Source organism: Propionivibrio sp. (assembly GCF_049316945.1).
In the GTDB taxonomy this organism is placed as follows: domain Bacteria; phylum Pseudomonadota; class Gammaproteobacteria; order Burkholderiales; family Rhodocyclaceae; genus Propionivibrio.
Genome location: NZ_JBMOJE010000001.1, coordinates 120,081 through 142,417 on the forward strand (window position 1 = coordinate 120,081; position 22,337 = coordinate 142,417).

Below are 22,337 nucleotides of genomic sequence, written 5' to 3' on the forward strand. Positions count from 1 at the left end.
TGGTTTCACCGATTTTTTGCTGATTTTGATTTTCTCACAGGCTCTCAGTCTTTGCGAAACAACGCACCCGCGCAGTATATTTCATTATCATGGGCGCTGTATCATGGTTGCATGAAAGTTAGCTTGAAGCAAAGTGAAACACTGCCCGCGATGTGCGAAGCCGCGGCAAGCTTCACTCTGGCGGATATCGGCGCCACGGAACGAACCGTCGCGTGGATCAGGGAAGTTATGGCATTTCGAACAGCGGATTGATCTGCTGCAGATCGTCTTCCCCAAGCGAACCGACCGCCGCCTTCAGCTTGAGCTGGGACAGCAGCGTATCGAAACGTGCCTTGGCCAGATCGCGCTTGGTGACGTAAACCTGCTGCTCCGCATTGAGCACGTCGATATTGATGCGCACACCGACCTCGTAACCCAGCTTGTTCGATTCGAGCGCGCTGATGCTTGAAATCAGCGCTGCGTCGAGCGCCCGTACCTGGGCCAATCCATTTACCACGCCGAGGAAAGATTGGCGCGCGCCAAGTGCTGCCGAACGCCTGGCACTTTCAAGCGCTGACTCTGAAGCAGTTCGGTTGGCCACCGCCTCACGGGTCTTGGAATTGACGTAGCCCCCCTGGAAAATCGGGATCGTTACTTGCAATCCAATAATGCTGGATTTTGTTTCGAGAAGGTCTCCAGGCACGATCCCAAAACCTGCAATGTTCTTGCCATAGCTGCCAATAACCTCAACTGTCGGGTAGTGTCCGGCACGCGTGCGCTCAACCTCTTTGGCGGCAACCTCGGTTGCGGCTTGTTGCGCCTGTACGGTAAAACTGACGTTCTCAGCGGCATCGACCCACTTATCCATAATGGCAGGCTGTGGCGGGTTCAGCTGGGCCTGCGGCTTGAGACGATTGAGCTCTCCAGAGTCCTTTCCGACGATAACACGCAGAGTGTATTGCTTCACTTCCAGATCGCTTTCGGCAGCAATTTCTTGAGCAACCGCCAGATCAAAGCGCGACTGGGCTTCCTGAGAATCGGTAATGGTTACGGTACCAACCTCGAAGCTCTTTTTGGCTTGTTCGAGCTGTTGGGCTATCGCTTGCTTGTTGGAGCGTACCGCGTTGAGATTCTCCTTGGCATAAAGTACGTCAAAGTAGGCCTGTGCCACCCGCAGAATCAAATCCTGCGAGGCTTGCGCTAAAGTCGCCTCAGCCTGCACCACCTGTAACTTGCCCTGACCGTACTGTACGAATTTCTGCCAATTGAACAGCGGTTGCGTCAGATTGACGCTATAGCCGTTGCTGTTAAAGTTCTTATCGGGTTGGGAAATATTTTTCACGACATACTTGTTTTCAGTCCACCGCGTATTACCCGAGGCGTCTATAGTCGGCAGCAACCCGGATAAGCCCTGCGGCCCCTTTTCGCGCCCCGCCTCGGCATTGGCGCGAGCAGCAGCGTATTGCTGATCATTGTTCAGCGCATCACGGTAGACCTGCATGAGGTCTGCAGAAAACGCCGGAGAAGCCGATATCAGCGCCCCAAGCAGGAGTGACAGGCGACTTGCTGATTGCTTCAAACGCATGGGGCTGATCTCACTATAAAAACGATGACCTGCTAGAAAAATATAGGCCGCACCGCAGGCATTGACCAGCGGTGCGGCAAGGGTTTTCAAGCACTGAACGTGCTGAAAGCGTTCTAAATGGTGCGTGTTACCAACGGTGCCTTCATGCTTGGCGCCTCGCCGACGATGGCCACCAACCGGCCGCCGATCTTTATCTGGCGAATGTGTTGACGCCGCCGAAGGAAGACAAACTTTTCTCTCCCCGGGCCACGGCAGTGATCAGTTGAACCTGTTGGCTCAGGCAGCTTTCAAGGGCATAGTGATCAAGCACGGTTTGTCGAGCGGCACGGCGGATGACTGCCATTTTCTGGGGATTATACAGTGCATGATCGACGCCGTCAGCGATTTCTTCGGGCGAAAAAAAATCCACCAGAAGGCCATTTTTGCCATCCTTTATGACCTCTTCCACCGGTGCTGTGCGCGAGCCGATAACCAGACAACCGGCGGCCATGGCCTCCAGCATCGACCATGAAAGGACAAAGGGGTAAGTGAGGTAGATATGGGCGGCTGAAAGTTGCAGAACACGCAGGAAAACATCGTATTTCACGCGGCCGAGAAAATGAATACGCTGCAGATCCAGGTCGTCACCAAGCTCGGCCAGCATTTGCTGCCTATAAGTCTGACCATTCTCAAGGGCTTTGCCGTAACTGGTGCCGTCACCGCCAACCACCAGTATTTGCGCTTGCGGCCGCCGTTTCAGGATAAGCGCCGCAGCGCGCATGAACTGCGGAAAGCCGCGATAAGGTTCGAGATTGCGTGCGACATAGGTGATCACCTCATCGCCGGCCTTGAGATTCAAGCCATCTTTCAGGCGCCCCGAGACTTGAGGATTCGGCCTGACCAAGTCAGTGTCCACTCCATCATGGATGACCGACAGCTTGCGCTGGTACTCTGCCGGGTGCTGGCTTTGCTGCCATCGCGTCGGCGTCAGGCCCCAGTCGGCCATTTCCAGGTTGAGCAGATGCAAGCTGTTGCGGGTATTGATGCGACAAACGTCATCCAGCGACGGGGCTCGATCAAAGTCAACATCGCTGCCGAATGCGCGGTAATACCACTCGAAATAGCCCACCAAGGGAACGCCGGGCCAGACCGATTTGAGATACAGAGCCTCTCCCCAGCCAAGGTGGGCAACGATCACATCGGGCCGAAACCCTTTTCCGCGCAACTCGGTGGCGACTTTGGCGACCGCCTGTCCATTAAGGACTCCCTCTTCCGTCAGGCGCAGATAACGGTGCGTGGAAGCGGCTGGCTTTCGCGCCGGGGTGTATTCCAGCTTGCGTACGCCCGGCAGGTCTGGCTTTCCGGGGCGGGTGATGAAAACCACCTCGTTGCCTGGCAAGGCGGCGAGACGGGGGGCGAGGTGCTTGAACTGACCAGGGCAGTTCTGATGGACGAATAAGGTTTTCATGAAACATCCTTATTCCAGCATCCCGCGGTGCATCTGATCCCGGATCGGTTTTGTGATGTAGTCCAGCGCAGTGCGCTCGCCAGTGACGATGTGGACTTCAGCAGGCATTCCCGGCTGGAGAGTCAAATTCGAAATGTGTTTTGGATCAATTTCGATCTGGGCTATGTAGTACGGTGCGCCCCGGTTGGGGTCGATGAAACGGTCAGCAGACACCCGTGAGACTTTTCCAGGGAAAACCGGCGTCGTGCGCGAACTGAAGGCAGTGAAGCGAACCTCTGCCGGCAGCCCCTTGTGCACGACATCGATATCTTCCGGCCGAACGTGGGCCTCAACTGTCATCATGTCGTCCTTGGGAACGATATCAAGGATCGCCGCTCCCGGCTTGATCACGCCGCCGATGGTGTGCACCTCCAGGCCCATCACCGTACCCGACTGGCGAGCAACGATCTCGGTGCGGGCGAGAGAATCCGCTGCCGAGTCCAGTTGTTCCCGGATGCTGTCAAGCTTGGCGCGAACGTCCTGCAACTTGTCGTCAGCCTCCTTCTGAATCTGGTTTTTCAGATCCATGATACGCAGATCGGTTTCGCCGTTGAGCGCTCTTGTTTCGGCAATCTCGGCGCGTAGCCGGCCAGTTTCACCACTCAGGTCGGCTTCTGATCGCTTCAATGCGTAGTATCTGGTCTTGGTGTACATGCCAAGCTCCATCAGTTTCTCCGCGCCCTTGATCTCCTCCGAGATATAGTCGAGCTTGGTTCGCGTTGCCGCCACCTGCGTCATGCGCCCGTTAATCTTCTCCTGGTTCTGCTGCTTGCGCTGGCGCAACACGTCAACCTGACCGCGCGTTGCAGCACGGCGGCTGGCATAGCGCTGCACCTCGCCATCGAGCAAGCGGGCCACCTTCGGGTCGTCGCGCCGTTTCAGCAACGACTCCGGGAAGACAACTTCGGGCCGATCGTCACGTTCGGCCTCAAGGCGCGCAAACTCGGCGCTGAAAGAATCATGCGTGCCTTGCAGCACGGCATAGCGGGCGCGGGCGTTAATATCGTCAAGCCGCACCAGAACCTGCCCGGCTTCAACCTCCTGGTCTTCTTTAACCAGGATTTCCTTCACGATCCCGCCTTCCAGATGCTGAATCGTCTTGCGCTCGCTCGCCACTTTGACGACCCCTTGCGCCAGTGCCGCGCTTTTCATGGGTGCAAATGCTGCCCACAGACCCAAGCCGCCAAAACCAAGGACCAGGATAATGACACCCCAGATAACAAGGCGGCTCTGGCTTATATTCATCGCCCCCGTGAAGTCAGGACCACCCGTACTGGAGGGCTCAAATTGCGCCAGATTATTCATTGCGCTCATCAGTTCTCTCCTTGAACAACTTGAAGTTTTGGCTGCTGCTCAGCTTCAACTTCCTTGCGCGGCGCACCGGGCGAAAGCTTGCGCATGACCTGGGCACGCGGGCCAAAGAGCTCAACGGAACCGTTATTGAGCATCAGCAACTTGTCAGCCGCACGCAAGATGCTCGGGCGATGGGTGATGACCACCAGGGTGATACCCCGCTTCTTGGCCTCATCCATGGTTTGCAGCAGGGCTTCTTCACTGATCGAGTCCAGATTCGAATTGGGCTCGTCCAGCACCAGCAGGCGCGGGTTGCCATAAAGCGCGCGTGCCAGACCAAGATGCTGACGCTGCCCGGCTGACAGCAGCCCGCCGGCCTCGCCAATTTCGCTGTCGTAACCCTTTGGAAGTTGCAGAATGGCTTCATGCAGGCCCACCATCATGGCGGCTTGCAATACCGTCTGGCTATCATTGTTACCACCCAGGCGGGAGATGTTGTCGCGCACTGTGCCGGAGAAAAGCTGTACATCCTGGGGAAGATAGCCGACATGCGTGCCAAGATCATCCGAATGCCAGGAGGAAAGATCGACGCCATCGAGGCGGGCACTACCCATTTTTGGCGTGATGATGCCAACCAGCGCCTTGGCCAGCGTCGATTTGCCGGCCCCGCTCGGACCGACAACGCCGAGAAACTCGCCGGGTTCGAGGGTGAAGGAAACCCCTTTAAGAATCATCCGATCGCTTCCTGGCGCGGCTACAACCAGCCGATCCAGTTGCAAGCGTCCTGTTGGAACCGGCATGATCATGCGGTTACGGTAAGGCAGCAGGCGTTTCGGCTCGAGAGCATCCTTGATCTGGAGGTAGGAATCCCAGGCCCCGACCATGCTTTTCCAGGTGGTAATCAACGCCTCCAACGGTGACAGCGCTCGGCCCATGAGGATGGAAGCGGCCATAATGGCACCGACCATGACTTCGTTCTGCAGATAAAGGTAAGCGCCGACGGCATAAATGCCGACCTGCAGCATGATCCGTACAAATTTGGCCATGGCGCGGGTGACACTGGTGCTGTCCGACCCCTGGGTCAGCGCTGCCAGGGATTCGATGTTGCTGCGCTGCCACTGATTGAGCACCGCCGGCATCATGCCCATGGCCTCGATGGCGTCGGCATTGCGCACGAATTCATCAACGCGGCTTTGGGCGTCCCGGTTGGTTTTAAGTGCCACCTTGATCGGCGCACGGGTCAGCAACTCGTTGGCTACGGCGATGCCCGCCAAGGCCAGGCAGCCGATCAGCGCGAGAGTGCCTAGAGCCGGGTGCATCAAGTAAATCACCAGCACATAAAGCGGTGCAAAGGGCAGATCGAACAGGGTAAAAATGGTGGGGCCGGTGAGGAAGCTGCGCAGCTTGACTGCTTCGCGCAGCCGCTGGGAGTTGCGCTGAGCGCTACCGGCCGCATTGCGGATGATCGATTCGAGCACATGCGGGGTAAGGTCCGCATCAAGAGTAACTCCAACCCGTATAAGCAGCCTGGAGCGGATAAAATCCAGCGCACCCTGTATCAGCAGCGCAATGGTAGCGGCCATGGTCAGCAAGACAAGCGTGTCCTGGCTACGACTGGTCAGTACATTCGAGAAGACCCCCAGCATGTACAGCGGCAGGGTCAATACCAGCAGGTTGAAAAAGATACTGAAGACCCACAGCATCAAGAGGGAGCTGCGGTAACGAGCGAGAATCCGGGGCAGGATGTGCTTGGTCATGGCTGTCAACTTTTCGTATCATTTTGCCAATTGCGAATCTTGCGCGAACGGTGAGACTGGAAAGATCTTCGTCGGCAAGAAGAAAACACGGGCCGAAGCCCGTGCCTGCTTTACTCCAGGGCATCAGCCCCGGAGTAAACGTTGCCTTGACTTAACCCATCCAGGTGTGCCCGATCTGGATGTTGATGGACGTTGACTGAAGCTCTACCAGAGAACTGATGCCATCTTCTCCCGGGGTAATGCCCAAGCCCTTCAGCACGATCGAGTCTTCGCTATCTTGCGTCCAGTTGCCATCGGCATCCCAGTCGAAGAAGATCGTTACGTCGGCGCCATCATCTACAACATGAACATATGGATCAAGTTGCGCCACGGTATTGATCGCCGTGTTGTTAACTTCGAAGCGCAGGATGTCGATCAACTCTGGATCCTCAACGATGTCAGTGCTCACCAGGTCAGGGCCGCTGTCCAGCCAGCTCTCACCCGTTGCAGCGGCATGTACGTTGAACACGAACTTGTCGGAACCTTGCCCGCCAACCAGTGTGTCGTCCCGATCGCCGCCGGCCAGCGTGTCATTGTCGTAACCACCGTCAAGGGAGTCGTTGCCGTCGCCGCCAATCAACGTATCCTTGCCAGCTTCGCCGTACAGAGAGTCCTCCTGCGCGCCGCCATCAAGCAAGTCGCCCTGGTCGCCACCATGCAAAACGTCGTCCTCGGTTCCGCCAGACAAGGTGTCACTGCCCAGACCGCCTTCGAGGGTGTCGTTACCTTCACCGCCTTCGAGGCTGTCGTTACCGGCCCCGCCAATCAGACTGTCTTCGCCATTGTCACCGTACAGCTTGTCGTTAGCGGCACCACCATCCAGGGTGTCATCTTCTTCGCCACCGTACAGCGTATCGGTACCGGAACCACCAGTAATAGTGTCGAAGCCGTAGTCGCCATGCAGTTCGTCGTTGCCAACGCCGCCGTCAATCGCATCGTCGCCAGTGCCGCCGTCGATGAAGTCATTACCGTTTTGGCCGCTCAAGCTATCGTCACCGTCCTCACCGTAAATCTTGTCGTCATCATTACCCGACAGTACGGTATCGTTGCCCGAACCAGCGTAGATGGTGTCCATACCACCGTTGTCGGTAATCTGGTCATCGCCTTTGCCGCCATCCTGATAATCGTTGCCTGCATCACCAAACATGGTGTCATTGCCGTTATCGCCGTATAGCGAATCGGCTCCAGTACCTCCGAGCAAGCTGTCATCGCCTTCGCCGCCATGCATTTCATTCGCGCCGGTGTCACCGGCACTGGTGAGAGTGTCATTGCCATCATCGCCATAGAGAACGTCATTGCCAGTGCCACCAATGAGCTTGTCGTTGTCGGCACCGCCATTCAGGGTGTCGTTTCCGGCACCACCATTCAGGGTGTCGTCATCTGCGTCGCCATTCAGTTCGTCATTGCCGGCATCGCCAAGGAGACTGTCAGTGCCGTCACCGCCATTGAGCACGTCGTTGTTATTTCCGCCGCTCAACGTGTCATTGTCGGCTCCGCCGTTAAGCGTGTCGTTGCCGTCACCACCGGACAGCTTGTCGTCACCGGCGTCGCCATTCAGCACGTCATCACCCGTGCCACCGATCAGGCTGTCGTTACCTTCACCACCATTGAGGAGGTCATTATCTGCACCACCGTCCAGGGTGTCATTGCCGACACCACCATTCAGAACGTCATTGCCGGCCTCGCCGAGCAGTTTGTCATCGCCCGCCTCGCCGTATATCGTGTCGTTACCGGCGCCACCGTAAATACTGTCGTTGCCGCCACCTGCCCATACTTCATCATCTCCGACTGTAGCCTTAAAGAGATTGGCAGCGTTGTCTAAAATCTTAGCCATGGTAGATCTCCATTCCTGGTTGGTTGATAGCATTGTTGAGATACATACCCATCAGCACGATTTGCGCCTCGGGGTGTTATTTCATTAGCACGCTCTGTGCCAGATTTGTAAGTTGCTGTTTATAAATAAAATAATGTTTTATCGTGTGAAAAAAAGCAGGCAATGTGTTTCATTGGTGAAACAGGATTTCAGGCGGTAAATAGAATCGGCTTTTGAATCATGGTGATAGGCTCTGCTTGTCTGTATCGTTTGGCTTACTGGGTAATCTTGCCCACGCCCAGCCCAAAGCTACCCTTGCATGACAGAACCAAACATTACTTTCCGGCGATGAAGCAACAATGCGGCTTCATCAGGGTTCGTTATCGGAGATTCAAGAAGAACAGCGGCCGTCAGGAAGCCACGCACTGGAAATTTAAAAGTAAATTCCCTATTCTTTTCGTTGAATTGAGTGCCCTGTAGTTCCTGACAGCAGATCGGGAATACAGAATATTCATGGACTTTCAAGATTCCTGATTGTGATTTCATTACAATCACGCCTCAGGGCGACTGGTCGAGGCCGGTAGGGTGCCAGTGATCTGTTGGCCACCTGGGTTTCCAGGGTTTCAATCAGCCGGGGCAGATCGTTCCAAGGTAACGGCAGGCCGATCAGGTTGTAGCGCCACCATGCCAGAGCCATCAGTCGCTGCTGTATCGACTCTTCAAATCGCATGCGAATTGGCCGGGCAGGCACCCCGCCAACAATGGTAAACGGAGGCACATCCCGGGTAACTACGCTCCCGGCACCAACGATAACGCCATCGCCAAGGTTGATGCCGTTCTTGATGCGTACGCCAGAACCAATCCAGACATCGTTGCCGATGACCGTGTTGCCCAGATTAGCGAAACTGATCATCGGCGGCGCGTTAAAAGGAGGGAGAAACAGGCTTTGATAAGGAAAAGGCGAGGTTGTCAGCCCCTCGGTGGGATGAGAGGACAGTATGCAAACATCGTCGCCAATCGAGCAGTAGCGCCCCAGCCGGACATGATGCAAGCGGCTGGCAGGCGACACATAGCTGAACGCGCCTCCGTGAAATGCATTCAATGTGACATTGGCAAAAACCTTGAAGGGCGCCTCGATTACCACCTTTCCCAAAAGCCGGGTGCTGGCATGAACACTGATTGCATTGCCGGATGACAATTGTTGGGTAGTGGAATTCATGAAAGAGCCCTTTCCGGTTTTTCTTGTGGTAACGAAAAAATTGCACAGATGAACCTGAAAACCTCACCTTTGCGGTGAACAAGCAGGATGAACAGACCTAGCCACGCCAGGTAGATGGACGAGGGCTCGGGTACGGTCAGGTTGCTGTTTTCGGGGCTCGTGCCGGCGATTGAAATCCCGTTCGACGATTGCAGATAGATGGCGTAATCGCCCTCATAGGAGGATGAGGTTGTCGCCTTCAGGCCATCATTGAATATCGTATTGAAACCGCCAACCAGCAGCGTGTAGGCTCCAGCCAGCAGTTTCCGTCCGTTGTCACCGTCGAGGCCGAAACTTAGCCGGCTCAAAAGGTTGCGTGGATTGATGTCGTCATTGGTAGCCACCAATTTGCCCTTCGCATCATACAGTCCGATCTCGCTGTCAAAGCCGGCTCCTTTGGTAATGATTGACAGCCAGTCGCCGCCCAGGATGTCGTTGTTAAGCATGAAGTCCAGGCGTTGCACCGTCCCGGCAATCATCCTGCCACTGGCAAGTTGGGTTTCCTTGATCGAGTTCGGCAGAATATTTCCGTCCTTGGCCAGATAGCTTGGTGCCGAGGGTGTCTGTACCGGCTGTGTGGACTGGATGCCAAGTTGGAAGTCCCCCCCCGTGCTGCTTCCGGGGATAATATTTCCGTCCCGAAAAATCGTATTGAAGCCACTGATGACCACGGTATAGTTCCCTGCGGAAAGCGCGTTGCTTCCACCAAAATTCAATTGGCTCAATGGGTTGCGCGATGACATGTTGTCATTGGTGGCGACCATGTGGCCGACACTATCGTAGAGAGCAATTTCAGTATCGAAGCTGGAACCTGTCGTCCCGATGGTCAACGACTCGCTCCCCAGTACGTTCCCGGCAATGGTGAATTTGAACAGGCCGATGGCGCTGGTGCCAAGCTTGCCGCTGGCAAGAACGATGTCGTAAGGCGCGCACTGCGCGACAAGCGGTATGCATTGCAGGACGGCTGCAAGGACCATTGTGCACCAGAAGCTCAGCGTACGCTTGCTCATGAATTTTTCCTCAGGAATGTGCCGGTAGCCGGTAGCGACAGGGCTGTCGCCATGGAAGTGATCACCGCCATGTTTGTTCTTGCGTGTTCAACTTTTCGTTACTTCGATTTCCCGCTTGATATCGATGAGCAGCTTTTCGTTGCGACGAAGTTGGTATTCTCCTTTCCAGGTTCCGGCATTGATGGGTTCTTCCGGCGTGTTGCGCTTGCCAATCAAACTTATGCGGTTGATGCGGTTGGGCGTCTTGATCGGCGCTTTGCTTTCGATGACCGTCTTGCCGTCCGGGGCGATCAGACGGAGGTGTTCTACATCGCCGGCGATTACGCCGAATGGATGCACCCAGAAGATGATGGCTGCTGCCTTCGTGGTGAGCGATGTGGTTGATGAAGCGCCTTGCCATACAGCGTTGATGTCCGTTTTCTGGCTGCTGAAGCCGGCGTTGATCAGGCCAGTTGGCACATAAGCGATTGTTTCTTCCCATAAGGGCTGGCCGCCTTTCACCGTGGATTCACCCAGAGATTCACCCAGAGATTCACCCAGAAAAGGATCGATTTTCCGGCCTTGGTGAAGTACGCCGAAGTGCACATGCGGGTAGGACGCCAGGCCGGATGAACCGACCATTCCCAATACAGCCCCTTTTTCGACACGCATTCCTGGTTTTACTGTCAGGCTGCCGTTACGCAGATGGCAATAGTAGGTTCGCCACTGGTTCGGATGATCGATGACCACCGCGTTGCCGCAGCCTATATTGGTGATTTTTTCTGCATCTTGAGGGTTTTCCACGCGTTTGTCGGCGACGCCATCGCGAACCCGAACAACCACACCGGAAGCTGCGGCCTTCACGGCAACCCCTTTTTTCATGGCGGCTTCATCGGTAATTCCGAAGTCCGTTCCATCATGTCCATCATAGGTTTGGCGCCCGCCGCCAAAGTCCTGAAATCCCGGACCAGGGTCCTGATCTATATAGGCGAGTATGTGGCAGTCCTTGCCGAGGGTGCAGTCGATTGGCAGACCGATTTCAAATTTGCTATTAACTTGGGAAACTTGCGATAGCAGCGGTTTGTTGCTGCTGCCGAGCGCGTGCTGCGGGATGGCGTAGCTCTGAGCAAATATCAGCCAGCCAGCCAGGATAAACTGGGCAAAGCGCAGGAATCTAACTGGTAACTGTTTTTTGGGTAAGCTATTCATAAAAGGATCATTCCATTTTCAATTGGGTAATTGCGTTGCTTACGCATTCTTCAAGACCGAGCACCATCACATTCCGCTTGTTTCACTTACATTCACCATTCACCATTGTGGTTGCTGACGCAGGATTTGCAGAATCTCGACACCATAGGTCGGATCAGGTTTTTCAAAAAGGCTCTTTCACCGTTAAGTGTTGGTGATCCTGAGAGCGTTGCCGTTGCGGTTAATAGAGCGTTTCGTGCCATAAACTTAAAACTGGCAAATGCGTTCGACCCATAATTAACGGTGAAAGAACCTCCTTACAACAGAGGTTTTCTGACCGGCGCGTAATTTGAAACTGGTACATCAGTAATTACCAACTACTTCAGTGAACCGCTGCTATGTTGTGCTTGCTCATCATGCGGTAAAGCGTAACGCGCGAGACACCGAGCTGACGCGCTGCCCTGGATACGTTATTGGCGTTTGCACGCAGGCTGTTCTCAACGATGGTGCGGTCCAGCGATGATCTGGCGTCGATCAGGGTCGCGTTCTGTGCTTCATCGGCATAGGCTTCAAGTCCCAGATCGGCGGCACTGAGGAGCTTGTTGTCGCTGAGAATCACCGCGCGATGAACGCGGTTCATGAGTTCGCGCACGTTTCCTGGCCAGTGGTAGGCGTTCATCGCCCGCAGCGCAGCAGTGCTGAAACCGGTGGTCCGGCAATTCTTGTTGCCCGTGGAATATCTTCGGAAAATGGCCTCGGCCAGCAGCCGTACATCGCCATCCCGATGGCGCAAGGGTGGCAAACAAAGATGAACGACATTCAGACGGTAATACAAATCCTCCCGGAAGCGTCCAGCCTGAACCGCTTCATGCAGGTCAACGTTGGTCGCCGCAATGATCCTGAAATCGACCGGTATGACCTGGGTTGAGCCGAGCCGCGAAATGGACCGTTCCTGCAGGACGCGCAGCAGGTTGACCTGCTGACTCAGGGGCAGATCCCCGATCTCGTCGAGAAACAGATCGCCGCCATTGGCGGCTTCGATGCTGCCAATTTTTCGCTGTACGGCTCCGGTGAAGGCGCCTTTTTCATGCCCGAACAATTCCGATTGAATCAGGTTTGCCGGGATGGCGCCGCAGTTGACAACCACAAAGGGGCCGCTCGATCGTGGGGAATGCTTGTGGATGGCCTGGGCAACAAGTTCCTTGCCGGTACCCGTTTCGCCGCCGATCAGGACGGCGAGTTCAACATTGATTACTTTCTCCAGTCGCTTGAAAAAAGCCTGCATCAAGGGACTGTTTCCGCAAATGCCGAAACGGCTTGAGTCTGCGTTTTGACTGCCGTTCAAGGAAAGTCTCAGACGCGCCTTTCCCCACGCGTGACCAATGGTGACCAGCAGCCGAAGCAGATCAAGCGGAAGGCTGTGGTAGTCGTGGAATGCACTGAGCACGAAGGCCTTGAAGTCGGCCGATTCAAGCGCCTGGGGTGCGACGACTGCGATCCATTCGGTCATCGAGGATGAAGCGACGAGTGGCTCGACTTCTTCGTGCGTCAGCCCGGTCGGCGAATCAAAAACCACGAGCCCGACGGTGCATGGTTGTTTGCACAGCAATTGTTTGGCTTCTGCAACCGATTCGACACGATGAAACTCGATGTTGGCTAAGTCCTGTGTCGGCAATTGCTGGGTGAATGATCCTTGCGGATCAATGACAACTACGGCACGAATTTTCAATTGATACCCCCGGGTTGCTGGTCACAAAAAAATGCCGGCGCAAGTGATTCGTCATGAGCGCGGCCCCGCTCTCTCTTGCCGGCCTCTGTGGAGTCTGTTGCGTCTGGCATGCCATGCAGCCCACCGATGACAAGGCACGGTCTGTTGACGTAAGACTCTATCGATCAGCGAAGGGTTGTGAAATACCCGGCTTTCATTATTCTTACTACATGGATGCCTGTAGTGAATTGCATTCCGTAATTGCCCGGGGGTTAATCGTATATGACCAATAAGTACCGCCAAGTAGGGTGGATAAGCAGAGTAAATTTGTTCAAACCATCCGCCGTCATTCCGGGCTTGACCCGGAATCCAGTTCGTTTATCAAACTGTTCTTTTAACATCTTGATCAGATGGACGAATCTGGATTCCGGGTCAAGCCCGGAATGACGGTAAGTCAATGGGCTAGTACAGGCCAGCCAAGTAGAGTGGCTCTGCACCCCAAGGGTATTTCCTGCGGGGCACATTTCCTTCGGTCAGATGAGCGAAGCGCATCCACCAGAACGAGACGATGGATGCGCCCTGCAGCAACAGCGAACTATCAGCCCTGCTGCTGTAGTTCGCTCAAGCCAAAGCTCTGAGCGCCGCCTCGTAATCGGGCTCGCTCTTGATTTCGGGGACCAGTTCGCTGTGCAATACGGTGTCGTTCTCGTCCAGAACAACCACCGCCCGCGCCGCAACACCGGCCAGCGGGCCATTGCTTAGCGAGACTCCGTAGTTTTCGAGGAACTCCCGACCGCGCATGGTTGAAAGCGTGATCACATTGTCCATGCCTTCAACTCCGCAGAAACGACTCTGCGCGAAAGGGAGATCCGCCGAGATGCTCAGCACGACCGTGTTGTGCAGCTTGCTTGCGCTTTGATTGAACTTGCGCACCGAGATTGCGCAGGTGGGTGTGTCAATACTCGGGAAAATATTCAGGACCTTGCGTTTGCCGGAAAAGTGCGGCAGCGAAACGTCGATCAGGCCCTTGCCGACCAGCGAGAAAGCCGGGGCTGCCTGGCCTTTCTGAGGGAAAGATCCAGTAACTTGAACCGGGTTGCCGCCCAGGGTGACAGTGTTTTTCATGTTGAATCCTTCTCGTCTATAAATTGGGTAATCTTCTTTTTCTTATGTTCTTTGAGCAGCAGTCAGCCTTAAAAGTTCGGCGCATTGCTTTGTGCTTCACTTCGTGCGCTGCTGGGTCCACCTCTGCGCGTTCATCCGCTATCATCGCTGCTGCCCTTCATCCGGAAGCCTCAACATGCCTAACGATTCACTTGTCACGGTTCATCTCAAGGACTACACGCCGCCAGCCTGGCGGGTGAATACCGTTCATCTGGATGTGGATATTCGCCCTGAAGGGACGCTGGTGATGGCCGCCCTGAACGTCATGCGAAACCCGGCGGTTTCCGGCGATCACGCGCTGGTGCTGGATGGCGCGGATCTTGAAACGCTGTCGGTCAAGGTCGATGGCCAGTTGCTTTCTGCTGACGCTTACAGCCTGAGTGCAAACCGGCTTGTTCTGAATGATCTGCCAGAGAACTTCACGCTGGAAACGCGGGTGCGCATTCAGCCGGACAGGAATACGCAACTCTCCGGACTCTTTCGCAGCCGTGACGGTTTCTTTACCCAGTGCGAACCGCAAGGTTTTCGCCGCATCACCTGGTTCCTCGATAGACCGGATGTGATGGCCTGCTATACCGTCACCATTCATGCCGACAAGGCCGCATTTCCTTTCCTGCTCTCGAACGGTAATCCAGTGGGCAGCGGCGACGAGCCGGAAGGCCGCCATTACGCCACCTGGGAAGATCCCTTCAAAAAGCCCAGTTATCTTTTTGCGCTGGTGGCCGGCAAGCTCGATGTGCTGCGCGATACTTATCGCACCCTTTCCGGGCGCGAGGTGCAACTGGCCATTTACGTCGAACCGGGCAAGCTCGATCAATGCGCTCACGCCATGGCTGCACTGAAAAAGTCGATGCACTGGGATGAGCAGCGCTTCGGCCTCGAATGCGATCTTGACCACTACATGATCGTTGCCGTCGGCGACTTCAACATGGGCGCCATGGAGAACAAGGGCCTCAACATCTTCAACACCAAATACGTGCTGGCGCGGGCCGATGTGGCTACGGATGTCGATTTCGAGAACATCGACCGCGTGGTGGCCCACGAATACTTCCACAACTGGACCGGCAATCGCGTGACGTGTCGCGACTGGTTTCAGCTTTCGTTGAAGGAAGGTCTGACCGTCTTCCGCGATCAGGAATTCGGTGCCGACACGCACAGCCGCGAGACCGCCCGTATCCGCGAAGTACGCGGCCTGCGTGCCGCCCAGTTCCCGGAAGATGCCGGCCCGATGGCGCACCCGGTGCGTCCTGCCAGCTATCTGGAAATCAACAACTTTTACACCTCGACCGTCTATGAAAAGGGGGCCGAAGTCGTACGCATGATCCAGACGCTGATCGGCAAGGATAAATTCCGGAGCGGAATGGATCTCTACTTTGCCCGTCACGACGGGCAGGCGGTGACTTGCGACGACTTCGTTGCCGCCATGGGCGATGCCGCCGGCTTTGACTTCAGCCAATTCATGACCTGGTACAGCCAGCCCGGCACGCCGAAAGTGACGGCTCGTGGCGACTACAACGCGGCAGAGCGGCGCTATACGCTGATGTTGACCCAGGCCAGTGCCGCATCGCCGGGGCCGGCCGGGAAAGCGCCTTGCCTGATTCCTGTCGCCATTGGTCTGGTCGGGCCGGATGGCGGCGATCTGGATCTGGGTCAGGGCGTGAGCACGTGTGTTTTGCACCTGACCGAGCCGGAGCAGACCTTTGTTTTCGAGAACGTCGCGGTGGCTCCGGTGCCCTCGCTACTGCGCAATTTCTCGGCGCCGGTCGTGCTGGAGTGTGCCTACAGCGAAGCCGAACTGGCCCACTTGCTGGCCCATGACAGCGATCCATTCAACCGCTGGGAAGCCGGTCAGCGACTTTTCGGTCAATTGATACGCCGCGCCGTTGTCAGTCTTGCGCGGGGTGAAAGCGCCGAGTGGCCGGCGAGTGTTCTCGATGCGGCGCGGAAAGTCCTGGTCGGCACGGGCGATCCGGCCTTCATCGCCGAGGCGCTAACGCTACCCGGCGAAGCCACGCTGGCCGAGCAGATGGAGGTGGTTGATCCCGAGTCGTTGCACAACGCCCGAACTGCTTTGGCGCGCTATCTGGCGAAGGGCCTGGAGGGCGAGTTTGCCCGCCTCTATGCCGCTCTGGCGCCAACCGGCGCCTACCAGCCGGAAACCAGCGAGGCAGCACGTCGTCGCCTGCGCAATCTCTGTCTTGGCTACCTGAATGAACTCGATTCGAGCGAGTACCGGGCTCTGGCGCGACTCCAATTCGATAGCGCCGACAACATGACTGACCAGTTCGCCGCCCTCGCTGTGCTGGCCAATGCGCCCGGGCCGGAAGGAGAGGCTGTGCTTGAAGCGTTCTACTCCCGCTGGCAACACGAAGCTCTGGTTGTCGACAAATGGCTTGCGGTGCAGGCGGGTAGTCGTTTGCCCAACACTTTGGCACGAGTGGAAAGCCTCACCCGTCACCCGGCTTTCGATCTGCGTAATCCGAACAAGGTCTATTCCCTGATACGCACCTTTGGCGCCAATCATCGCCATTTCCACGCGGGCGACGGCGGTGGCTACCGCTTCCTCGCCGGACAGATTGCCGCACTCGATCCGGTCAATCCGCAAGTCGCCTCGCGACTGGCACGTTGCTTTGATCGCTGGAAACGCTTCGATGCTGTTCACCAGAGCCATGCGCAGGCGGCGCTGGAGTCGATCAGGCAGCAGCCGGGTCTTTCGCGCGACGTGTTTGAAGTGGTGAATAAAGCGCTGGGTTAAGGAGGCGCTGCAGACACCGTCCACTATTTCTTTATAACGCTGCCCTGCAACGCCCGTCGATAGGCGATCTTCGCATGGCATGCCGTGGCAGCCCCGTGAACATTGGCTCTCAGGGTGGGCTATTCGAAGGCGCCCGTTCTGCCTGCTTCGCAGGCCGGTTCTGAAGAAATCAGGTAAATATTTTTTCTGCGTTTCTGGTTTTATATCCCATCCCGGGCGGTATGCATGCCCATGAGATACAAGGGGTTGTTTTTTTCCTCAGACTCGTTTCTAATTGTCATTCACGTTCCTGGCTTTGACTTTACGACCATGTTTTCTTTCGATACACCTTCCCTCCAACTGCTTGTCGCGCTAGCGATGGCTACAGTTGCATTCCTCGTTTCGGTTGGTGTCGTACTGGTAGTACGCGTAGTACCCAGCGCACCGTCGAGGGCCGGAAGAAGATAAGTCGAAGCGAAAAACGACAGCAGATTCCAAAACCCCCGCCGGTGCAAACCAGGCGGGGGTTTTTCATTTTGAACATCCGCCCGGTCTGGCCGCTAACCGCAGTTCTTTGAAGGAGATGTCGATGTCCAGCAATAAAACCGAAACACTCAACGGGGCGCAGATCGTTGTGCGCCTGCTCGAAAGGCAAGGCGTGCGAACGCTGTCCGGCATTCCTGGCGGCGCCATTCTGCCGATCTACGATGCCTTGTCGCAGTCGGCGTTGATCCATCATGTGCTGGCCCGCCATGAGCAGGGTGCCGGCTTCTTTGCCCAGGGCATGGCTCGTGCCACCGGCCTGCCGGCAGTATGCATGGCCTCTTCCGGCCCCGGTGCCACCAATTTACTGACAGCCATTGCCGACGCCAAGCTCGATTCGATTCCGCTGGTGGCGATCACCGGGCAGGTTCCCAGCTCGATGATCGGCACCGATGCCTTTCAGGAAGTCGATACCTACGGTTTGACCATCCCGATTACCAAGCACAATTTCCTGGTCAATTCAGCCGAGGAATTGCTCCATGTCATTCCGCAAGCATTCCGCCTGGCCGCCTCCGGACGCCCCGGACCGGTGCTGGTCGATATCCCGAAGGATGTGCAGAACCAGCTGGTTGAAGTCAGTGAATGGCCGGCGCCTGGCGTCGCTGATCCGGTCGCCTCGCCAGCTGCCGATCTGATAGCCCGCGCAGCGGCGATGATCAATGCCGCCGAACGGCCCATCTTTTACCTTGGGGGCGGCGTCGTGCATTCCGGCGCTTCCGCACTGGCTGTGGCGTTTGCCGAAAAGGCCAGCCTGCCAAGCGTGATGACGTTGATGGCGCTGGGGGCGATGCCGGTCGATCATCCGCTGTCTTTGGGCATGCTCGGCATGCATGGCGCCCGCTGCACCAACCTGGCGCTCGATGAATGCGATCTGCTGATTGCCGTAGGCGCCCGCTTTGACGACCGTGCGACGGGCAAAGTGGCAGCCTTCTGTCCGCAGGCAAAAATCATCCACATCGACATCGATCCCTCCGAACTCGACAAGATCAAGACGGCTGTGGTTGGCATCACCGGCGATGTCAAGGCAGTTCTCGAACTGCTCGCGCCGCAGGTCAGCGCCAGCCTTCGCGCCCCCTGGCTGTCGCGCGTGGCCGAGTTGAAAACGGACCATCCGCTGCGCATGCCGGGCATTGAAGACCCGCGCACGCCTTACGGGCTGATCCGCGCCGTCGCCGATTGCCTTGACGACGAAGCGACGATCACTACCGATGTCGGCCAGCACCAGATGTGGGTGGCGCAGGCGTATCCGCTGCGCCGGCCGCGCCAGTGGCTGACTTCGGGCGGACTCGGAACGATGGGCTTCGGTCTGCCGGCAGCGATTGGCGCAGCGTTGGCCGAACCGGAACGGACGGTGGTCTGCTTTACCGGCGACGGCAGCATTCTGATGAACGTTCAGGAGTTCGCCACAGCGGCGGAAGAAGAAGCCAACGTCAAAGTCGTGCTCATGAACAACGCCTCGCTTGGCTTGGTATTCCAGCAGCAAACCATGTTCTACGGCGAGCGAATTTTTGCTTCCAAGTTCAAGGGCATGCCCGATTTCATCAAGGTTGCCGAAGGCTTTGGCTGGCAGACGCTCGACCTCGACCAGGCCGGTGATCCCGCCGCCGCGCTGGACAAAGCGTTGCACTCGCGCGGCCCGATGCTGATCCACGCCAGCATCGACATGCGTGAGCAGGTATTACCCATGGTGGCGCCAGGTGCGTCCAACAAAGACATGATCGGAGGTTGAACATGAATGCCGTTACGAATACGGAAAACCGGGCGCTCGCCCGGACAGTGCTTGAGCTTGATGTGAATAACCATGCCGGCGTGATGTCGCACGTGGTCGGCATGTTCTCGCGCCGTGCCTACAACGTTGAAGGCATCCTGGTCATGCCGGTCGGTAACGGCGAGACCAGTCGCATCTGGTTGCTGGTCAACGAGGATGCCCGTCTGGAGCAAATGGTAAAGCAGATCGAGAAGCTGGAAGATGTGCTGGCGGTCCGTCGGCACGGTGCCACGCATGAGGTATTCGAGCGCATGGAGGCGTATTTCCGCTAGGTTTCAGCGACCGTCCTTGCTGCCGCCGCGTTTGCCATCACCGCGTTTGCCACCATTATCCCAGCCATAACGTACCGTCCGTTGCCAGCGGCAATCCGCCTGCTGCAACGGGTCTGGTGCGCGTTGGGAAGTCCTTTTGTCTTGGGTTTGGCGCCCATGGTCGCAGTTCAAATTTATTTTTCTTGACCGTTCTTTAAAGCCGCGCCTTTCGCTATCGGGTATGACTTTTTTAAATGAGAATTGCTGGGCGATGGCCTGAGCTAACGCTGCAGATTCATGGTGTCGTAAAGCATCAGAAAAAAGATGCCCACGGCGGCACAGCTAATGATCAGCACAGCGCCCGCAGCACAGTCCTTGGCCTTTCTGACGAATTCGGCCCGCTGCGGATGCAGTCCATCGAGAGTGCGCTCAAGCGCTGTGTTGATGAGCTCTGCAGCTAGGACTAGCGAAATCACCAGGAGGATCAATGCCCACCAAAAGGGCGAGGGGGAAATCACGGTCGTTGCGACCAATGTGATGGCCGTGACCAAGGTCTGTGTCCGAAAGCTGAGCTCGGCGCAATAGGCTTCTTTCCAGCCGCTAAGCGCAAAATTCATGCGCGAGAGCAGTGGGCTGCTTTTCACCTGAGCGCCCAGCTAAATGCTATGCCGCGGTTTGTCAGAGAAACTGACGTCCCTGAGCGATCGTCCAAACGATTGTGGTGCCAAGCCATATCGCCTAGCCAGTAGCCAAGCGCGCTTCCTGCGATCGTGTCGGAAACCCAGTGTTTGCGGTCGGCGACACGAGAAAAATTGGTGAGCAGCCCGACGGCATACAACCACGGCATGTCGTATTCCTTGGCAAAAGGCGTGATCACCCCCCATAGTGTGGCGGTGTGGATTGATGGCAAGGACGAGTCGCTGCTCTTGGTGCCAGAGGAATGAAATGACGAAGGCCCCAGATTGGCTTCCGGTCGGGCGCGATCGAATACGTATTTCAAGCCATAGGCGGAGACCGCGCTGGCACCTCCTGCCTCCAGTGCAGCAAGCCCGGTGCGGCTAAGGCGTGGGTCGGAGGAGTCGAGTACGGCCAGGCCGGCCAGGCCAAGCGCAATGAAGGGCAGCGCATTGCCGACCTTGGTGACTGCCTTGACTGTTGTGTTTTGTCCATGATCGAGCGCAAAGCGGTCACCTGCCTTATCCAGGCTTGAGCTAAGCAAAATAGCGCCGACCGTCAAGCCGAGATTGGTGACAATATTGTCCGTCAATTGCTTGGGCGGCGGCCCAGTGATCTCGCCGCGAGCAACCGCCAAGTTTGGGGTGCTTTCCATGGACTTGACCGCTATTTCCGGGTTGGTTATTGGCGTCGCTGGCGCAATAGAACGTCGATCGTTGCTTGCAGGCGTAGGGGTTTGGTCAATCTGCACTAACGGCGTGGTTATTTCCGCAGCGATTATGGCGTCTGAAGTTTTGTTAAGCGCCGGAATATCCAGCGGATCATAGACCGAAAGCGTTGCACCACGAAAAACAACAATGGGTGACGATTCGTCATCCGCCTCAAAGGGTGAATAGACACCGTCTGCGGCGAAATTCTCTGCGATTGCCGTCTGCGAGATGCACGAAAGGATAAAATAAGTGCTGCAAAGGATTTTACTTGGCATGTCATCAGTAGGGGGGTCGGAGAATGCAAGAATGAATATGTTGACTTCTGGAAAACAGAATTATAACATTCAGGCGTATTTTTTTAATTTTTAGAGGAGTTCGTATGAAAAAAATTGCTTCCGTACTTTTTGCGGCGCTTTTAGGCCTTTCGTCGGTGAATATCGCATTTGCTCAGAATGCCGTTCCTGTTGCCGCCCCTGAAGAAGCTGGTACTGCTGGTACTGCTGGTACTCCTGGTGCTGCTGGTGCGGCCGCTGCTGGTGGTGTCACGACGGGGATGATTGTTGCCGGAGTTGTTTTGGCGGCGGTTGTTATCGCTGCTGCTGCCGGTGGTGACAACAATGGTTCGACCTCGACCTCGACCTCGACGTCCCCATCGACGCGTTGATTTTCGTCGGATGATTTAAAAAGCCTCCAGGTCTGGAGGTTTTTTTTTAACCATTGTAAGGCTTGGTGACCTCAATCGTGATGAGTGGGCTGGCGGGTGAGGCTTGTTGAGTGCTCCGCCAGACGCGGCCATTGTCATCTACCCAGTAGCTATTGGAGAACGTCCATGAAAGCGTTGGGGCGAAGCAGTTTTCTTCAAAACGGGTCGTCTGGTACGTTTTGCTACCGATGCTGATGGTTTCCTTGCCAATCGTTTTTAATGACGCGATGACCTGTATTCCGTAGCGATTCCCGGGAGTTAGATCGATGATTCGGTTGGCCTGGGTCGGCTTCTCGTTGCCGCTCCAGTTCTCAAAAAAATCGGGGCCGGGAAAATCGGTTTTTATCAGGTTCTCCTTGAAGCCAACCGTTTTGACCAGTCGGCCATGGCGAGTGACCAGAACGCTGCGGTCTGCCGAAATCCAATGCAGTTCGTCCCCATCGACTTTCCCAAGGACGAGCAGCGCTCGGCTCATGTTCTTGATGCCAACAGAAATCGAGGCGTAGGGCAGTTGTTCCGGATAGCTCGGGTCGAAAGCGGATTTGTTCCCAAACGAGATTTCATACGCACTGCTCAGGCTTTTCAGCGTGTTATTGTTTGTACAGGCGGTGAGCGCGGCCGATGAGGCGAGCAAGCCGAGGAAGTGGCGTCGATTCATGAGGCTTCAATCGTATAAGGTTATATGGGTATGTAC

17 protein-coding genes are annotated in these 22,337 nt (G+C 56.2%); 4 read left to right on the forward strand and 13 right to left on the reverse strand.

Annotated elements, in window-relative coordinates:
* Window positions 1–226: 226 nt before the first annotated feature.
* From ACOYNV_RS00540 to tpx, 10 genes are all read right to left on the reverse strand, one after another.
* Window positions 227–1,564, reverse strand: a complete 1,338-nt coding sequence (locus ACOYNV_RS00540; protein ID WP_422897774.1) for a TolC family outer membrane protein — start codon at window positions 1,562–1,564, stop codon at window positions 227–229.
* A gap of 190 nt (window positions 1,565–1,754) precedes the next feature.
* Window positions 1,755–3,011, reverse strand: coding sequence for a glycosyltransferase family 4 protein (locus tag ACOYNV_RS00545; RefSeq protein WP_422897775.1), 1,257 nt, complete (start codon window positions 3,009–3,011; stop codon window positions 1,755–1,757).
* Between the two features lie 9 nt (window positions 3,012–3,020).
* Window positions 3,021–4,364, reverse strand: a complete 1,344-nt coding sequence (locus ACOYNV_RS00550) for an HlyD family type I secretion periplasmic adaptor subunit (protein WP_422897776.1) — start codon at window positions 4,362–4,364, stop codon at window positions 3,021–3,023.
* On the reverse strand, window positions 4,364–6,100 hold the full coding sequence (locus tag ACOYNV_RS00555; protein WP_422897777.1) for a type I secretion system permease/ATPase: 1,737 nt from the start codon (window positions 6,098–6,100) through the stop codon (window positions 4,364–4,366). Before ACOYNV_RS00555 ends, ACOYNV_RS00550 begins: the two co-directional genes overlap by 1 nt.
* 151 nt (window positions 6,101–6,251) lie before the next feature.
* A complete protein-coding gene (locus tag ACOYNV_RS00560) occupies window positions 6,252–7,973 on the reverse strand; it encodes a calcium-binding protein (protein ID WP_422897778.1) in 1,722 nt (573 codons plus the stop codon).
* Between the two features lie 490 nt (window positions 7,974–8,463).
* A complete protein-coding gene (locus ACOYNV_RS00565) occupies window positions 8,464–9,171 on the reverse strand; it encodes a CatB-related O-acetyltransferase (protein ID WP_422897779.1) in 708 nt (235 codons plus the stop codon).
* The gene (locus ACOYNV_RS00570; RefSeq protein ID WP_422897780.1) at window positions 9,168–10,220 is read right to left on the reverse strand and encodes a DVUA0089 family protein; all 1,053 of its coding nucleotides are present in this window, start codon (window positions 10,218–10,220) and stop codon (window positions 9,168–9,170) included. Before ACOYNV_RS00570 ends, ACOYNV_RS00565 begins: the two co-directional genes overlap by 4 nt.
* Window positions 10,221–10,307: 87 nt before the next feature.
* Window positions 10,308–11,408, reverse strand: a complete 1,101-nt coding sequence (locus ACOYNV_RS00575; protein ID WP_422897781.1) for a M23 family metallopeptidase — start codon at window positions 11,406–11,408, stop codon at window positions 10,308–10,310.
* Between the two features lie 361 nt (window positions 11,409–11,769).
* Window positions 11,770–13,116 (reverse strand): sigma 54-interacting transcriptional regulator, encoded by a 1,347-nt coding sequence (locus tag ACOYNV_RS00580; protein ID WP_422897782.1) that lies wholly within the window; start codon window positions 13,114–13,116, stop codon window positions 11,770–11,772.
* Between the two features lie 600 nt (window positions 13,117–13,716).
* On the reverse strand, window positions 13,717–14,220 hold the full coding sequence (gene tpx / locus ACOYNV_RS00585) for a thiol peroxidase (RefSeq protein ID WP_422897783.1): 504 nt from the start codon (window positions 14,218–14,220) through the stop codon (window positions 13,717–13,719).
* Between the two features lie 175 nt (window positions 14,221–14,395).
* Here tpx and pepN point away from each other — a divergent pair, with 175 nt between their 5' ends.
* From pepN to ilvN, 3 genes are all read left to right on the forward strand, one after another.
* Complete coding sequence (gene pepN / locus ACOYNV_RS00590) at window positions 14,396–17,014, forward strand: aminopeptidase N (RefSeq protein WP_422897784.1); 2,619 nt, start codon at window positions 14,396–14,398, stop codon at window positions 17,012–17,014.
* Between the two features lie 568 nt (window positions 17,015–17,582).
* Window positions 17,583–19,265 (forward strand): acetolactate synthase large subunit, encoded by a 1,683-nt coding sequence (gene ilvB, locus ACOYNV_RS00595; RefSeq protein WP_422897785.1) that lies wholly within the window; start codon window positions 17,583–17,585, stop codon window positions 19,263–19,265.
* A gap of 2 nt (window positions 19,266–19,267) precedes the next feature.
* The gene (gene ilvN / locus ACOYNV_RS00600) at window positions 19,268–19,576 is read left to right on the forward strand and encodes an acetolactate synthase small subunit (RefSeq protein WP_422897786.1); all 309 of its coding nucleotides are present in this window, start codon (window positions 19,268–19,270) and stop codon (window positions 19,574–19,576) included.
* A 260-nt stretch (window positions 19,577–19,836) separates the two neighbouring features.
* Here the strand turns inward: ilvN and ACOYNV_RS00605 are convergent, their stop codons facing one another.
* Together ACOYNV_RS00605 and ACOYNV_RS00610 are read right to left on the reverse strand one after the other, a co-directional pair.
* Window positions 19,837–20,172 (reverse strand): diacylglycerol kinase, encoded by a 336-nt coding sequence (locus ACOYNV_RS00605; protein ID WP_422897787.1) that lies wholly within the window; start codon window positions 20,170–20,172, stop codon window positions 19,837–19,839.
* Window positions 20,173–20,195: 23 nt separating this feature from the next.
* A complete protein-coding gene (locus tag ACOYNV_RS00610; RefSeq protein ID WP_422897788.1) occupies window positions 20,196–21,215 on the reverse strand; it encodes a phosphatase PAP2 family protein in 1,020 nt (339 codons plus the stop codon).
* A 104-nt stretch (window positions 21,216–21,319) separates the two neighbouring features.
* Here ACOYNV_RS00610 and ACOYNV_RS00615 point away from each other — a divergent pair, with 104 nt between their 5' ends.
* A complete protein-coding gene (locus tag ACOYNV_RS00615; protein ID WP_422897789.1) occupies window positions 21,320–21,604 on the forward strand; it encodes a hypothetical protein in 285 nt (94 codons plus the stop codon).
* Window positions 21,605–21,650: 46 nt separating this feature from the next.
* Here the strand turns inward: ACOYNV_RS00615 and ACOYNV_RS00620 are convergent, their stop codons facing one another.
* The gene (locus ACOYNV_RS00620; protein ID WP_422897790.1) at window positions 21,651–22,301 is read right to left on the reverse strand and encodes a YjbF family lipoprotein; all 651 of its coding nucleotides are present in this window, start codon (window positions 22,299–22,301) and stop codon (window positions 21,651–21,653) included.
* Window positions 22,302–22,337 lie beyond the last annotated feature (36 nt).

Coding starts and splice junctions, on each gene's coding strand:
- ACOYNV_RS00615 (WP_422897789.1), top strand. CDS start 21,320: ATGAAAAAAATTGCTTCCGTACTTTTTGCGGCGCTTTTAGGCCTTTCG.
- pepN (WP_422897784.1), top strand. CDS start 14,396: ATGCCTAACGATTCACTTGTCACGGTTCATCTCAAGGACTACACGCCG.
- ACOYNV_RS00565 (WP_422897779.1), bottom strand. CDS start 9,171: ATGAATTCCACTACCCAACAATTGTCATCCGGCAATGCAATCAGTGTT.
- ACOYNV_RS00575 (WP_422897781.1), bottom strand. CDS start 11,408: ATGAATAGCTTACCCAAAAAACAGTTACCAGTTAGATTCCTGCGCTTT.
- ACOYNV_RS00610 (WP_422897788.1), bottom strand. CDS start 21,215: ATGCCAAGTAAAATCCTTTGCAGCACTTATTTTATCCTTTCGTGCATC.
- ACOYNV_RS00540 (WP_422897774.1), bottom strand. CDS start 1,564: ATGCGTTTGAAGCAATCAGCAAGTCGCCTGTCACTCCTGCTTGGGGCG.
- ACOYNV_RS00560 (WP_422897778.1), bottom strand. CDS start 7,973: ATGGCTAAGATTTTAGACAACGCTGCCAATCTCTTTAAGGCTACAGTC.
- ilvB (WP_422897785.1), top strand. CDS start 17,583: ATGTCCAGCAATAAAACCGAAACACTCAACGGGGCGCAGATCGTTGTG.
- ACOYNV_RS00605 (WP_422897787.1), bottom strand. CDS start 20,172: ATGAATTTTGCGCTTAGCGGCTGGAAAGAAGCCTATTGCGCCGAGCTC.
- ACOYNV_RS00620 (WP_422897790.1), bottom strand. CDS start 22,301: ATGAATCGACGCCACTTCCTCGGCTTGCTCGCCTCATCGGCCGCGCTC.
- tpx (WP_422897783.1), bottom strand. CDS start 14,220: ATGAAAAACACTGTCACCCTGGGCGGCAACCCGGTTCAAGTTACTGGA.
- ACOYNV_RS00545 (WP_422897775.1), bottom strand. CDS start 3,011: ATGAAAACCTTATTCGTCCATCAGAACTGCCCTGGTCAGTTCAAGCAC.
- ACOYNV_RS00570 (WP_422897780.1), bottom strand. CDS start 10,220: ATGAGCAAGCGTACGCTGAGCTTCTGGTGCACAATGGTCCTTGCAGCC.
- ACOYNV_RS00555 (WP_422897777.1), bottom strand. CDS start 6,100: ATGACCAAGCACATCCTGCCCCGGATTCTCGCTCGTTACCGCAGCTCC.
- ACOYNV_RS00550 (WP_422897776.1), bottom strand. CDS start 4,364: ATGAGCGCAATGAATAATCTGGCGCAATTTGAGCCCTCCAGTACGGGT.
- ilvN (WP_422897786.1), top strand. CDS start 19,268: ATGAATGCCGTTACGAATACGGAAAACCGGGCGCTCGCCCGGACAGTG.